Raw genomic sequence first — 13,282 nt, 5'->3', positions numbered from 1 at the left:
CGTTAGCTCAGTTGGTAGAGCAGTTGACTTTTAATCAATTGGTCGCAGGTTCGAATCCCGCACGGCCCACCATTTCACAGAGTACCTCAGCACTTTTCCCAAACTTGAATATCGCATAACGCACGAACCGTGTGGGTGAGATCCTGCGTTCAGGTTCGAGCATCGCGCAGCGATACGACAACGCGCAGCGTTGCCCGTAGGGTGAGGCCAAAGGCCGAATCAATCCCGTACGGTATCCCGGTTTGCCTCCAGCATCTTCAATCCGTTTTATCCGTTTATCCCTTTTAGTACCCAGCATCCTCCCTTTCTTTGCCCTTTACCCTTCCAAATTTTTAATGAATTAAACATCTTCCGCGCAAATATAAAATATCAGCGGACTTTTCGCACAAATGCAGGTATTTTGTTTAGTATATAAAACGAAGGGGGTTGCGATGGGGTGATACCCGGGCAGCAGACACCCAGCCTAGCACAGAGATTGCAGCGATGAGTGAAATGTTTGATGTTAATGCGGCGGTGTACCCGTTCCCGCCCAAACCGGTGCCACTGGACGATGCGCAGAAGGCGTTTTATCGCGAGAAGATTAAAATCCTGCTCAAGCAGCGCAATGCGGTGATGGTGGCCCACTACTATACCGATCCGGAAATCCAGGCATTGGCGGAAGAAACCGGTGGCTGCGTGGCGGACTCGCTGGAGATGGCGCGCTTTGGCAGCAACCATCCGGCCTCGACCCTGTTGGTTGCCGGCGTGCGCTTTATGGGGGAAACCGCCAAGATCCTCAGCCCGGAAAAGCGGGTGTTGATGCCCACCTTGAACGCAGAGTGCTCGCTGGATCTCGGTTGCCCGGAAGAAGAATTCAATGCCTTTTGTGACAGCCACCCGGATCGTACCGTGGTGGTCTACGCTAATACCTCGGCGGCGGTAAAAGCGCGAGCGGACTGGGTGGTCACTTCCAGTATTGCCGTTGAACTGATTGAACACCTCGATAGCCTGGGTGAAAAAATCATCTGGGCGCCGGATCGTCATCTGGGTAATTATGTGAAAAAGCAGACCGGTGCCGACGTACTGTGCTGGCAGGGCGCCTGTATCGTCCATGACGAGTTTAAAACCCAGGCCCTGATGCGTATGAAGGCCTTATACCCGAACGCGGCGATACTGGTGCATCCAGAGTCACCACAGGCGGTGGTCGATCTGGCCGATGCGGTAGGTTCAACCAGCCAATTGATTCAGGCGGCGAAAACCCTGCCCAATCCGCAGCTGATTGTTGCCACCGATCGCGGTATTTTTTATAAGATGCAACAGGCCTGTCCGGACAAAGAGCTGTTCGAAGCGCCAACCGCCGGGGAAGGGGCCACCTGTCGTAGCTGTGCGCACTGCCCGTGGATGGCGATGAACGGCCTGAAGGCTATCGCCGACGGACTGGAACACGGCGGTGTACTGCATGAGATCCACGTTGCTGCTGCGCTGCGCCAGAAGGCGCTGATCCCGCTGAACCGGATGTTGGATTTTGCTGCTGAGTTAAAAATGCAGGTAAAAGGGAACGCTTAACCGTTTAATAAGGATGATAAAATGAGCTTTTTCAGTACCAGTAATATCCTGGTGCATATCCCGCTGGGAGCGGGGGGCTACGATCTGTCATGGATTGAGGCTATCGGCACCCTGTTTGGCCTGCTGTGCATCTGGTATGCCAGCAAAGAGAAAATTATCAATTACCTATTCGGCCTGATTAACGTCACGCTGTTTGCGGTAATTTTCTTCCAAATTCAGCTGTACGCCAGCCTGCTACTGCAGCTGTTTTTCTTCGTCGCCAATATTTACGGCTGGTATGCCTGGAGCCGTCAGACTCAGGATAATCAGGCCGAGCTGAAAATACGTTGGCTGTCGTTGCCGAAGGCGCTGAGCTGGGCGGCGGTGTGTGTGATTGGTATCGCCTTGATGACGTTTAACATCGACCGCGTGTTTGCCTGGTTGACGCAGGCGGCGGTGACGGTGATGCAGGGGCTGGGCCTGAGCGTGCAAATGCCGCAGCTGCAGCCGGATGCCTTCCCATTCTGGGATTCGACCATGATGGTGTTGTCGATCGTGGCGATGATCCTGATGACGCGCAAGTATGTGGAAAACTGGCTGTTGTGGGTGGTGATTGACGTGATCAGCGTGGCGATATTTGCCTACCAGGGCGTTTACGCCATGGCGCTGGAATACGTGATCCTGACGCTGATTGCGTTGAACGGCTCCTGGCTGTGGATCAAAAGTGCCGGCAACAATCAATCGCGGCCATTATCTTCCGCACCATAATAACGCTGGGGGCGCCGAATAAGGCGCCCCGGTTGATTCTAGTGATGATGCCCGACATGCGAATGTGAGTGGTCACTTGGCTCGGGTGCCCGGTTAATCCCGCAGTCGGGTGTGTCGCAGTGCTGATATTCCATCTGGATTGTCACGTGACCAATCCGATAGTGCTCCAGCAGATAGGCCTGAATGCGATGCAGCAGGCCATCGTGGTCGTTCGGCGGTATCACCTGCGCATGTAGCGTCATCAACTTCTGCTCACCAATCTGCCAGACATGGACGTGATGAATATTGCGCACTTCCGGAATGTTCAGGCACAGGTCTTTTTGCAGTTTATTGATGTCTACCTCCTGCGGCGTACCTTCCAGCAGTTCGTGGAAGCTCTCTTTCAGCAGTCGCCAGGCGCTGCGTATCACCAGACAGGACACTAGCACCGACAGTATCGGGTCGATTGGCGTCCAGCCGGTGGTCAGGATCACAATGGCGGCGGCGATGGCACCCACTGACCCCAGTAAATCCCCCAGCACATGCAATGCGGCAGCGCGCACATTGATATTCTTCTCTTCGGTACCTCGGTGCAGCAGCCAAAAGGCGAACAGGTTAGCCAGCAGCCCCGCTATGGCGATAATCAGCATTGGCGCACCCATCACCGGCTGTGGCTCGAAGAAACGCCGTATAGCCTCCCACAGGATGAATACCACGATCACCAACAGTGCCGCAGCGTTGAGGAAGGCTGCCAGGGTAGTCAGGCGCAGATAACCGAAGGTGTGACGCGCATTGGGCTTACGTTGCGAGAAGTGTACCGCCATCAGGGCCACCAGCAGTGCGGCAGCGTCGGTGAGCATATGGCCGGCATCCGCCAGCAGCGCCAGTGAACCTGAAATCAACCCGCCGGCCACTTCGGCGACCATAAAGACCGCAGTGACTAAAAAAGCGGTCAGTAGGCGTTTACTATTACTGTCTTTTGGCTGGTGTACGTGTGGAGCGTCCGACATTATTCATCCTTATCATCCATAGCAAAATACGTTTCGTCAGTGCTGACCAGATCGTTCAGTTCTATCAGAATCTGTGCCACTAACGCACTCAATTCATTATAGGCAGCCTGCATCAATGTTCCTTCACGGCCGTTGTCCCCCAGTTGTTGGCACAGGCTGGCCGCCGCCGGCAACTGCAGCATCAGCAGGCTGCCCTTGATTCGGTGGGCAGCCTGGCTCAAGGCTACCCCGTCCTGGTTCTGTGCCGCCTGTTCGAGCCGCTGCTGGTCTTGCCGCAGCGTCGTCAGCAGGGTTGTTGCCAGACGCTGGACCATCGCTCGGTCATTACCCGCCATATCGGCCAGGGTTTGCTGCAGGTCAGTAAGGACTAACTGCTGCTTCATCCCCTGTGGTTGCTGCGGTAGCGCCTGAGCGATGGCCGCCAGTGAAATGGGTTTGGTTAAAAAGCGGTCTATCGCCACTAATCCCGGCGGGATGCGGGTAAATTCCTGCACGTCTGCCGAGCAGAGGATAATCTGGCAGGCCGGACGCTGCTGACGTTGCTCGTCGCGGCGTATTAGCCTTGCCAGCGTCAGACCGTCCGGGCGTGGCATATTGTAATCGATAAACAGCAGGTCAAACGGCTGCCGACGGTGGGCCTTCAACAGCGCATAACCCTGTTCGAATAACCTCGGCTGCAGGCCGAAGTGCCGTAGTTGCCGCTCCATCAACAGCAGGTTGGTGGGGTGATCGTCGATCAGCGCCACGCGCAGGCTGGGCGGCGGTAGAATGAGTGGCGTGTCGGCCTGTTGAGTCATGGGATCGACCGCAACCTGGGTTACCGTCACGGACACTGTCACCTGGGTACCCAGGCCGGGTTGCGAGTGCAACTCAATGCGGCCGCCCATCTGTTCGATAATCTCTTTACAGATAGACAGCCCCAGCCCGGTACCCTGCACGGATACACGCTGTGCGCCGCGTGCGCGGTAGAACGGCTGGAACAGTTTATCGATCTCATCGGCGGCGATACCACAGCCGCTGTCGGCCACCGTCAGCCACAGCTCCCCCTGTGGTGGAGCCTGTTCGCGCCAGCCGATACTTACCTCAATAGTGCCGCGTGGTGTGAACTTAATGGCATTATTTATCAGGTTGTTAGCCACCTGAAGTAAACGCTCACCATCAATGAGGACTGCGGCAGGCAGGTTGTCGGCTGCACTGATGTTTAACGTCACCGGACGTTCGCCGATCAGCGGCTGATACAGGGCGCTGATGTGGGCTATCCAGGGCTGCAGTGCCACAGATTTGGGCACCAGCGTCAGTGAACCGGTTTCCAGCCGCGCGTGATCTTGCAAATCATTGAGCAGGTTGAGCAATGACGACGCCGAGCTGTAAATCACCGGCAGCCCCTCCGGCGTCGGCTGGCGTTTGAGTTCCAGTTCCAGCAGGCCGAGGATCGCGTGCATCGGTGTTCGCAGTTCATGGCTGACGGTGGCCAGAAACTTGCTCTTCATCCGATTTTCGGCTTCGGCATGTTGACGAGCATGTTCGATCACTTCGCGCTCACGTTTTTCCCGGCGTTGCAGGATAAAGCGCCGCAGGGTCAGCCCCAGCAGCAGCAGGATCGCCGCCGCCAACAGCGCCAGCAGCCAGGTGGTTTGCGGCTGCATGCGGTTTTCATTCACTGCATCAATCAGGTTGCTGCGATCGACAATCCATTCATCACGCAACGATTGCAGCGTTTCGGACGGGATCTGCATCAGATTTTTATCGAGAATAGCCAACAGCAACGGCTGATCCTGCCGCACGCCGAATGCTACCGGGTAGGCGATATTGTTGGCAGCGAACGCCAGCTTTATCGCACCGGAATAACGTGACAGGGCGACAAAATTTGCCGAGATCACGTTATCCACCAACGCATCCAACTGGCCGTTAGCCAGGGCGTCATACATGCTCTTGCTGTCAGCAAAACGGATCAACTCTTCGCTGGGGGGCACCAACTCCTGCGCCAAATCACCCTGCAGGACGCCGATGCGCTTACCGGCCAAATCGCTCCAGGTGGAAATGCCGTTGGCCTGCTGGCCCACATAAACCCCCCACAGCGAACGGTGGATCGGCATACTGGCGCTATAGCGTGCCTTAACACCGCGCGCTAACGGCAGGGCGGTGCGGAAGCTGGCCTGGCCGGATTGCACCAGTTGGTCGGCCTGCTCGGCGTTGCGCGCCCAAAGCGGCATAAAGCGCAGTCCGGTGTTCTGCGCGATGATATTCAGAATGTCGATCGCGTAACCGCGCGCCTGCCCGCCGGAACCACGATAGGCGAACGGAAAATTATTCTCGATGGCAGCGTAATAAACGGTGGGATGGGTTGCCACCCAGTTTTTTTCCATCTGGGTCAGATCGGCGTTGCCGGTGTCGAGATAGCTGGGGATCTTTTTACTCCAGCGGCTCTGAATGGCGTTCATAAACTCCATCGGCGTATCGGCGATGGCCAGGTTGAGGGTGTCGATCAGCGTCGGGTTGGCGGAAGCGAAGACGAATGACAGGTTCCCGAGGTTGACGGTACTTTCAATCTGATAAAGCTGGCCGAGCTGTAACTGGTCAATGATAAAACTGGCGCTGGCTTCGTCGGCAATAAAGTAGTCGCTGCTGCCGTTCAGCAAGGCGTACACCGCCTGCAGGTTGTTGTCATAACGCTGCACGTGAGAGGACACTGCTTTCAGCGCGTTACCGGCCTGCATATCGGTCAGGGTACTGATCGCCACCCGTGCGTTGGTGGAGTTGAGCATCACCTGGCGGTCATTACTGCGATCCCGCAGCACGCGCAGATTACTGACGTAATAAGGCTGAGAAATCTTCAGGCTGTGCAGCGCTTCATTTTGCGGAATGCCATACAGCAGATCGATAGTTCCGTCATGCAGTGCCTGCTCAAGCTGGGCCAGATCGGCAAAGCCGTATATCTGAAAGTGAATGCCGGTAACCTGCTGGACATAGCCGAGGTAGTCGGCGTTTAAACCGTACAGGTCGTCATCCACGATGATGTTATAGGGGCTGGTATTCTCACTGATGATGCCGACACGCAAGGTGGTATCGCGCCAGGGGTTTTTCTCGCTGGCGATCAGCATATCGAGCGGGATATTCAGGTTGCTGACCAACTGATAGCGTACCGGCTGTGCCGCCTGCGCAAGGTTACCGAGGCTCAGTAGCAGTGCTAACAGCAGCAGCGCGCCACGCATCATGGCGTCAGCTCTTTAAATACCGCCACCAGTTCCAGCAGGTTGCTGGCACCGGTCTTGCGCAGAATGTTCTTTTTGTGGGTGCTGACGGTTTTGTTACTGATGCTCAGCATCTCGGCAATTTGCAGGTTGGATAACCCTTTGCTGAGCAGCCCGAGAACCTGCAGTTCTTTTGGCGTCAGCAGCGAACCCTCTGCTGGCTGGGTATCTTCCGCCATCGCGGCGGCAGGGAAGCTCAACTCGCCACCCAGCACGGTTTCAATCGCCAGCACCAACTGTTCCAGTCGGCTGCCCTTGTGCACAAAGCCGTTGGCCCCGGCCACATAGGCCATACGGGCGTAAATCTCTTCTTCCTGGGCGGTATAAATCAGGATTGGTTGCTGTGGATAGTTGCGGCGAATTTTTTTCAGCAGTTGCAGGCCATCCACCTGCGGCAGACCGATATCGAGGATCACCAGTGCAAAGTCGGCTGCGGCCAACTGAGCCAGTGCCTGTTGGTCATCCTGTACCGCTTGCAGGCGGTAGGGGCGGGAGGATTTGATTAGCGCCGCTTCCAGTGCGACATGAACCACCGGGTGGTCATCAACTAATAACAATGAGGGCATGGCTTGGCTCGAGTTACGGATCCTGGCCGTTAGCATAACCAAAAAGGAGCCACTGCGCTCTCCCGATGAAACAGCACAATCTACTGTTAATTCGGACGTTCATTCTGCAGGCGGCAAAGGTGATTTACAGCGTTACCCTCACAGGCTAAATTGGTGGGATCTACGCTCTGCGAAATACCGCCTCTCGATACCGAATGGAAAAGTTATGAATTACCTAAATGACGATTTACGCATTAAAGAAATTAAGGAACTCCTGCCACCGGTGGCCCTGTTAGAAAAGTTTCCGGCCACTGAACGTGCAGCAGAGACGGTGTCACAGGCACGCAATGCTATTCATCAGATCCTTCGCGGCAGTGACGATCGCCTGCTGGTGGTGATCGGCCCTTGCTCGATCCACGACACCAAAGCTGCCAAAGAATACGCCGGCCGTCTGCTGGCGCTGCGCCAGGAACTGAGCGGCGAGCTGGAAGTGGTGATGCGCGTTTATTTTGAAAAACCACGTACCACCGTGGGCTGGAAAGGCTTGATTAACGATCCGCAGATGGATAACAGCTTCCAGATCAACGACGGTCTGCGTCTGGCACGTAAGCTACTGCTGGATATCAACGATTCCGGCCTGCCGGCTGCCGGCGAATTCCTCGACATGATCACCCCGCAGTATCTGGCGGATCTGATGAGTTGGGGCGCGATCGGCGCACGTACTACAGAATCCCAGGTGCATCGCGAACTGTCTTCCGGCCTGTCTTGCCCGGTCGGCTTCAAGAACGGCACCGACGGCACCATCAAGGTGGCGATTGACGCCATCAATGCCGCCAGCGCACCGCACTGTTTCCTGTCGGTGACCAAATGGGGCCATTCGGCGATCGTTAACACCAGCGGCAACGGCGACTGTCACATTATTCTGCGTGGCGGCAAAGAGCCGAACTACAGCGCAGCGCACGTGAAAGAAGTCAAAGAAGGCCTGGTCAAAGCGGGTCTGCCTGCACAGGTGATGATCGATTTCAGCCACGCCAACAGCAGCAAGCAGTTCAAGAAGCAGTTGGAAGTGAACGCAGACGTCTGCCAACAGATTGCCGGCGGTGATAAGGCGATTATGGGCGTGATGATCGAAAGCCATTTGGTGGAAGGCAACCAGAATCTGGAAAGCGGCGAACCGCTGGTTTACGGCAAGAGCGTCACCGACGCCTGCATTGGTTGGGCAGATACCGAAACAGTTCTGCGGGAACTGGCAGTAGCAGTGAAAGCACGCCGCGTTAAATAAAGCCCCGTTTTGCGCCATAAAAAAAAGCCCCCGGCCAAAACCGGGGGCTTTTTAGATCAACGGGCGAAAATTACTTCGCTTTACCCTGGTTTGCCACGGCGGCCGCTTTAGCAGCGATCTCGTCGGCATTGCCCAGATAGTAACGTTTGATTGGTTTGAAGTTCTCGTCAAACTCATACACCAACGGCACGCCGGTTGGGATGTTCAGTTCGAGGATCTCATCTTCGCTCAGGTTATCCAGGTATTTCACCAGCGCACGCAGGGAGTTGCCGTGTGCAGCAACGATAACGCGCTCGCCGCTTTTGATACGTGGCAGGATTTCTTCGTCCCAGTAAGGGATAACGCGATCGATGGTCAGCGCCAGGCTTTCGGTCAGCGGCAGCTCTTGCTCGGTCAGCGCGGAGTAACGCGGGTCGTGGCCCGGGTAGCGTTCGTCATCTTTGGTCAGCTCTGGTGGAGTAACGGCAAAGCCGCGACGCCATTGCTTAACTTGCTCATCACCGTATTTTTCTGCGGTTTCAGCTTTGTTCAGACCCTGCAACGCGCCGTAATGACGTTCGTTCAGTTTCCAGGATTTTTCAGTCGGCAGCCAAGCCTGATCCAGTTCGTCCAGAATGTTCCACAGGGTGTGGATAGCGCGCTTGAGTACGGAAGTGTAAGCAAAGTCAAAAGCGAAACCTTCGTTTTTCAACAGTTCGCCTGCAGCTTTCGCTTCGGTGCGGCCTTTATCGGACAAATCAACATCATACCAACCGGTGAAGCGGTTTTCGTTGTTCCACTGGCTTTCGCCGTGACGCACCAGAACCAGCTTAGTTACAGCCATAGCTTAACTCCTTAATAATCTGACATTTCAATGATAACGAAAATCATTATATTGCCGCGGCCAGTGGCTCGGCAATCGATAGTGTTTAACCATAGCCAATTTCTTGCCGCAAAGTAAGTGCTGAACTGAGGAAAAGCTGAATCGATCAGGCGGGCGCAGGCAGGGAGTGCGGCACGGTGAAAGGGGATCCCGCCGTGCCGCTGAATGAGGACAATCAGGCTGATTTTTTCAGGCAATTGCTCATAAAGGTTTTACGTTCGTCGCCTTTCAGGCTTTTGGTCTTGGCGTCGGCGTTACAGGTTTTCATTTTCTGCTGCTGCGGAGTCAGGGTTTTCGTCGCAGTGGCTCCCTCAGATTTCAGGCAGGTGCTCATAAAGGTGGAGCGATCCGCGCCTTTCAGCGTTTTGCTGGATGCCTGTTGATTACAATCGGTCATGCGTTTTTGCTGTGCAGCCTGCGCCGGTGAGGGTGTTTTTGCTGCAGTTTCGGCAGCCATCAGGTTGGTGCTCAGCAGTAAACCCGCCAGTAATGGAAGTGCAGTAATCAGACGCATAGGTGTTCCTTCAGCTATTGACCGGCCGGGGTGGCCGAAAATTGTGACTTTGCACAAGGTGTTGTGCTTATCACCGTAGCCTGATTCTAGTGCCCGCTTTGGAATAAGGAAAGGCAGCGGCCTGCGGGGCAGAGAAGTAAAAAGGTAAGCATTTATAACAAACGGCCCCTTGCCGCATGGCAAGGGGCATGGCGGGTCAGATAGGATAAAACTGATAATGCGTGGCGCTGAGATAGTGCTGCCCCGGCTGCAACCAACAGTCGGGCTGCGGCCATTGTGGGTGGTTAGGGCTGTCGGGCAAAAACTCGCTTTCCAGCGCCACCCCGGCGTAATTGGCATAGCTGCCGCCGTCACGCGCCGGAGTGCCGCCCAGATAATTGCCGCTGTAGAGTTGCAACGCCGGTGCGCTGGTGAACACGCTCATTTGCACCTGGCCATCGGCCGACCACAGGTGGGCCGCCGGGCAATCCAGTGCGCCGCAGGTGCGGTGCAGTAAAAAGGCATGATCGTAGCCTTTTACCCGTTGCTGATCGCGGTCGCTTAAAAAATCCTGCAGCAGGGTTTTCGGGCGACGAAAGTCCATGCCGCTGCCTTCCACCGGGGTAAGATCCGCGCTGGGGATACCCTCGCTGTCGACCGGCAGATAGCGGTCGGCAAACAGTTGCAGCCGTTGGCGACGGGCATCGGTGCCGGCACCGTCCAGATTGAAGTAGGCGTGGTTGGTCAAATTGACCGGGCAAGCACTGTCGGTCTGCGCCTGATAACTGATTTCCAGCCGATTATCGGCGGTGAGCTGATAGTTGACCTGCACGTCGAGGTTACCGGGAAACCCCTGGTCACCGTCTGGCGAATGCAGCGCGTAGCTCACCTGCTGTTCATCTTGCTGGATAATCTGCCAGCGACGGCTGTTGAAGCCTTCCGGCCCGCCGTGCAACTGATGTTCCCCTTGATTGGCTACCAGCGGATGCGGTTTGCCATCCATCAAGAGGCTGGCGTGAGCAATACGGTTGGCATAGCGGCCAACGGTAGCCCCCAGATAGGCCGCCTGCTGCAAGTAGTCCGCCGGTGTTTGGCAGCCCAGCAGCAGCTCACGGGTTTTGCCTGATTTCAGCGGCAGCACGGCGGAAAGCCAGGTCGCGCCCCAATCCATCAGCGTGACCGTCATCCCACCGGCGTTTTTTAACTGGGTTAACTGATAGGGCTGCCCGTCCGGGGCCAGCTCCGGGCTGTCGTTCAGCATATCCCGGCCCCCTCTGAAGCTTTACAGACGTAGAAAGTTTCTTTCAACCCGTTGGTCTGTAACGGGTATTCACGTGCCACGGCTTCGCGAACCGGCTCCACCAGTGCCAGTGGCATCAGGGCAACAATACAGCCGCCGAAGCCACCGCCGGTCATGCGCACACCGCCGCGATCGCCGATAACGGTTTTGACAATCTCCACCAACCGGTCAATCGGTGGCACGGTAATTTCAAAATCATCGCGCATTGAGGCGTGTGACTCTGCCATCAATTTACCCATCAGTTTCATATCACCGGCGGCAAGCGCATCGGCAGCGGCCAGGGTTCGATCGTTCTCGCTGATCACATGACGCGCTCGTTTGGCGACGATCGGATCCAATTCATGCTGGATCGGGAAAAACAGATCCGGGCTGACGTCGCGTAGCGCCTTGACGCCGAAGAAGCGCGCGGCTTCTTCACATTGCTTGCGGCGGGTGTTGTATTCGCTGTCCACCAATCCACGCTTCACGTTGGAATTGATGATCACCACGGCAATATCTTCCGGCACCGACACCGCCCGGGTCTCCAGTGAGCGGCAATCGATCAGCAAGGCATGGTCGCGTTCACCGAGGGCGGAAATCAGTTGATCCATAATCCCGCAATTACAGCCGACGAACTGGTTCTCGGCTTCCTGACCGTTCAACGCCAGCGCTACGCCATCCAGCGGCAAGGCATACAGCGCCTGCATGGCCTGACCCACGGCGACTTCCAGTGAGGCGGATGAACTGAGACCGGCGCCCTGCGGCACGTTACCGGAAATCACCAGGTCCGCGCCGCCAAAATCGGCGTTACGCTGCTGCAGGTGTTTGATCACGCCGCGCACATAATCGGACCAACGTTGGTTCGGGTGGCTGACGATCGGGCTGTCGAGCGAGAATTGATCCTGCTGACCTTGGTAATCGGCGGCGATCACCCGGATCTGACGATCGTCGCGCTTGGCGCAGGCGATCACCGTCTGGTAGTCAATGGCACACGGCAGCACAAACCCGTCGTTATAGTCGGTGTGTTCGCCAATCAAATTTACCCGGCCCGGGGCCTGAATAGTCAGTGCGGGCGCGTAGCCAAAACGTTCGGTAAAAAGGGTGTGGGTAAGATTTTTCAAACTCATTTTTTGGCTCCGGCTTCACGGTAATGAACATCGCTAACGGCGCGCAGACGTTCTGCGGCCTGTTCTGCAGTCAGGTCACGCTGGGTTTCCGCCAGCAACTCATAACCCACCATAAATTTACGCACCGTGGCGGAACGCAGCAGTGGTGGATAGAAATGGGCATGCAGCTGCCAGTGGCGATTATCCGCCTCATTGAACGGCGCACCGTGCCAACCCATGGAGTAGGGGAAGGAACATTGGAAAAGGTTGTCGTAACGGCTGGTGAGCTTTTTCAGCGCCAGGGCCAAATCGCTGCTCTGAGCGGCGTTAAGATCGGTAATGCGTTGCACTGCGGTTTTCGGCAGCAACAGCGTTTCAAACGGCCAGGCAGCCCAGTATGGCACTACCGCCAGCCAGTGCTCGGTTTCAACGACGGTGCGGCTGCTGTCGGCCAATTCGCGCTGTACGTAGTCCAGCAGCATCGGGGATGAGTGCTGCTGGAAATATTCACGCTGCAGGCGATCCTCATGCTCAACTTCGTTCGGCAGAAAACTGTTGGCCCAAACCTGTCCGTGCGGATGCGGGTTGGAGCAGCCCATCGCCGCGCCTTTATTTTCAAATACCTGAACCCACGGATAACTGCGCCCCAGATCGGCGGTCTGCTCCTGCCAGGCGGCAATCACGCTTTCCAGTGCCGGCAACGTTAGCTCCGGCAGGGTTTTACTGTGATCGGGGGAGAAGCAAATCACCCGGCTGGTGCCGCGCGCACTCTGGCAACGCATTAATGGATCCTGGCTTTCCGGTGCCAGCGGGGTGTCCGTCATCAGCGCGGCAAAGTCATTGGTGAACACATAGGTGTTCTGATAGTCCGGGTTTTTATCGCCGGTGACGCGGGTATTCCCCGGGCAGAGGAAGCAGTCCGGATCATGCTGCGGCAGCGCTTCAGGCTGTGCGGATTCCTGCTGTCCTTGCCACGGTCGTTTGGCGCGGTGCGGTGATACCAATACCCATTGGCCGGTCAGCGGGTTGTAGCGGCGATGGGGATGATCGATGGGATTAAAATCCGTCATGACGGTTCCTTTTTCTGGGTCGTTGCGGTCGTGTGTAATCGCTTTCATTTGCCGCTAGCGTACCTTTGACTCATGTAAATGGATAACTATGGCCAAAAATATAGCATGTCATC

Annotated in this window: 11 protein-coding genes and 1 other RNA gene; 4 read left to right on the top strand and 8 right to left on the bottom strand. The window is 56.2% G+C overall.

Annotated features, from left to right (window positions below; translation table 11 throughout):
• The first annotated feature begins 115 nt into the window (after positions 1-115).
• The 3 genes from OC597_RS26100 to pnuC all read left to right on the top strand — a co-directional run bounded on the left by OC597_RS26100 (position 116) and on the right by pnuC (position 2,292).
• Positions 116-240: non-coding RNA, RtT sRNA (locus OC597_RS26100), on the top strand.
• A gap of 243 nt (positions 241-483) precedes the next feature.
• The gene (gene nadA, locus OC597_RS26095) at positions 484-1,545 is read left to right on the top strand and encodes a quinolinate synthase NadA (protein WP_261251826.1); all 1,062 of its coding nucleotides are present in this window, start codon (positions 484-486) and stop codon (positions 1,543-1,545) included.
• 21 nt (positions 1,546-1,566) lie between these two features.
• Complete coding sequence (gene pnuC, locus OC597_RS26090; protein ID WP_135315570.1) at positions 1,567-2,292, top strand: nicotinamide riboside transporter PnuC; 726 nt, start codon at positions 1,567-1,569, stop codon at positions 2,290-2,292.
• A 38-nt stretch (positions 2,293-2,330) separates the two neighbouring features.
• Here pnuC and zitB read toward each other — a convergent pair whose 3' ends face one another.
• From zitB to OC597_RS26075, 3 genes are read right to left on the bottom strand one after another with little or no spacing between them, the layout of a single operon-like run.
• Complete coding sequence (gene zitB, locus OC597_RS26085) at positions 2,331-3,281, bottom strand: CDF family zinc transporter ZitB (protein WP_261283879.1); 951 nt, start codon at positions 3,279-3,281, stop codon at positions 2,331-2,333.
• Positions 3,281-6,496 carry an ATP-binding protein gene (locus tag OC597_RS26080; RefSeq protein ID WP_262211118.1) on the bottom strand — a complete coding sequence of 1,072 codons (3,216 nt, stop codon included), beginning with the start codon at positions 6,494-6,496 and terminating at the stop codon, positions 3,281-3,283. Before OC597_RS26080 ends, zitB begins: the two co-directional genes overlap by 1 nt.
• Positions 6,493-7,098 carry a response regulator gene (locus tag OC597_RS26075; protein ID WP_262211117.1) on the bottom strand — a complete coding sequence of 202 codons (606 nt, stop codon included), beginning with the start codon at positions 7,096-7,098 and terminating at the stop codon, positions 6,493-6,495. Before OC597_RS26075 ends, OC597_RS26080 begins: the two co-directional genes overlap by 4 nt.
• Positions 7,099-7,303: 205 nt before the next feature.
• On the opposite strand from OC597_RS26075, the gene aroG reads away from it, so the two are divergent.
• Complete coding sequence (aroG, locus tag OC597_RS26070; protein WP_112350076.1) at positions 7,304-8,359, top strand: 3-deoxy-7-phosphoheptulonate synthase AroG; 1,056 nt, start codon at positions 7,304-7,306, stop codon at positions 8,357-8,359.
• Positions 8,360-8,429: 70 nt separating this feature from the next.
• Here the strand turns inward: aroG and gpmA are convergent, their stop codons facing one another.
• The 5 genes from gpmA to galT form a co-directional block, all read right to left on the bottom strand.
• On the bottom strand, positions 8,430-9,182 hold the full coding sequence (gene gpmA / locus OC597_RS26065; RefSeq protein ID WP_085115640.1) for a 2,3-diphosphoglycerate-dependent phosphoglycerate mutase: 753 nt from the start codon (positions 9,180-9,182) through the stop codon (positions 8,430-8,432).
• 214 nt (positions 9,183-9,396) lie between these two features.
• Positions 9,397-9,735, bottom strand: coding sequence for a PsiF family protein (locus OC597_RS26060; protein ID WP_261251831.1), 339 nt, complete (start codon positions 9,733-9,735; stop codon positions 9,397-9,399).
• A gap of 196 nt (positions 9,736-9,931) precedes the next feature.
• Entirely contained in the window at positions 9,932-10,975 is a 1,044-nt protein-coding gene (gene galM, locus OC597_RS26055) for a galactose-1-epimerase (RefSeq protein ID WP_262211116.1), read from the bottom strand.
• Positions 10,969-12,120 carry a galactokinase gene (gene galK / locus OC597_RS26050; RefSeq protein ID WP_261463073.1) on the bottom strand — a complete coding sequence of 384 codons (1,152 nt, stop codon included), beginning with the start codon at positions 12,118-12,120 and terminating at the stop codon, positions 10,969-10,971. The genes galM and galK overlap by 7 nt, the downstream gene beginning before the upstream one ends.
• Complete coding sequence (gene galT, locus OC597_RS26045; RefSeq protein ID WP_262211115.1) at positions 12,117-13,169, bottom strand: galactose-1-phosphate uridylyltransferase; 1,053 nt, start codon at positions 13,167-13,169, stop codon at positions 12,117-12,119. The genes galK and galT overlap by 4 nt, the downstream gene beginning before the upstream one ends.
• Positions 13,170-13,282: the final 113 nt, after the last annotated feature.

It is taken from the genome of Serratia proteamaculans, from assembly GCF_946227095.1.
GTDB lineage: Bacteria > Pseudomonadota > Gammaproteobacteria > Enterobacterales > Enterobacteriaceae > Serratia > Serratia proteamaculans_E.
This window is presented reverse-complemented; position numbering and strand designations above follow the sequence as displayed.

Bases quoted from the DNA above. Each gene is read 5' to 3' on its own strand.
- nadA (WP_261251826.1), top strand. From the start codon at position 484: ATGAGTGAAATGTTTGATGTTAATGCGGCGGTGTACCCGTTCCCGCCC.
- pnuC (WP_135315570.1), top strand. From the start codon at position 1,567: ATGAGCTTTTTCAGTACCAGTAATATCCTGGTGCATATCCCGCTGGGA.
- zitB (WP_261283879.1), bottom strand. From the start codon at position 3,281: ATGTCGGACGCTCCACACGTACACCAGCCAAAAGACAGTAATAGTAAA.
- OC597_RS26080 (WP_262211118.1), bottom strand. From the start codon at position 6,496: ATGATGCGTGGCGCGCTGCTGCTGTTAGCACTGCTACTGAGCCTCGGT.
- OC597_RS26075 (WP_262211117.1), bottom strand. From the start codon at position 7,098: ATGCCCTCATTGTTATTAGTTGATGACCACCCGGTGGTTCATGTCGCA.
- aroG (WP_112350076.1), top strand. From the start codon at position 7,304: ATGAATTACCTAAATGACGATTTACGCATTAAAGAAATTAAGGAACTC.
- gpmA (WP_085115640.1), bottom strand. From the start codon at position 9,182: ATGGCTGTAACTAAGCTGGTTCTGGTGCGTCACGGCGAAAGCCAGTGG.
- OC597_RS26060 (WP_261251831.1), bottom strand. From the start codon at position 9,735: ATGCGTCTGATTACTGCACTTCCATTACTGGCGGGTTTACTGCTGAGC.
- galM (WP_262211116.1), bottom strand. From the start codon at position 10,975: ATGCTGAACGACAGCCCGGAGCTGGCCCCGGACGGGCAGCCCTATCAG.
- galK (WP_261463073.1), bottom strand. From the start codon at position 12,120: ATGAGTTTGAAAAATCTTACCCACACCCTTTTTACCGAACGTTTTGGC.
- galT (WP_262211115.1), bottom strand. From the start codon at position 13,169: ATGACGGATTTTAATCCCATCGATCATCCCCATCGCCGCTACAACCCG.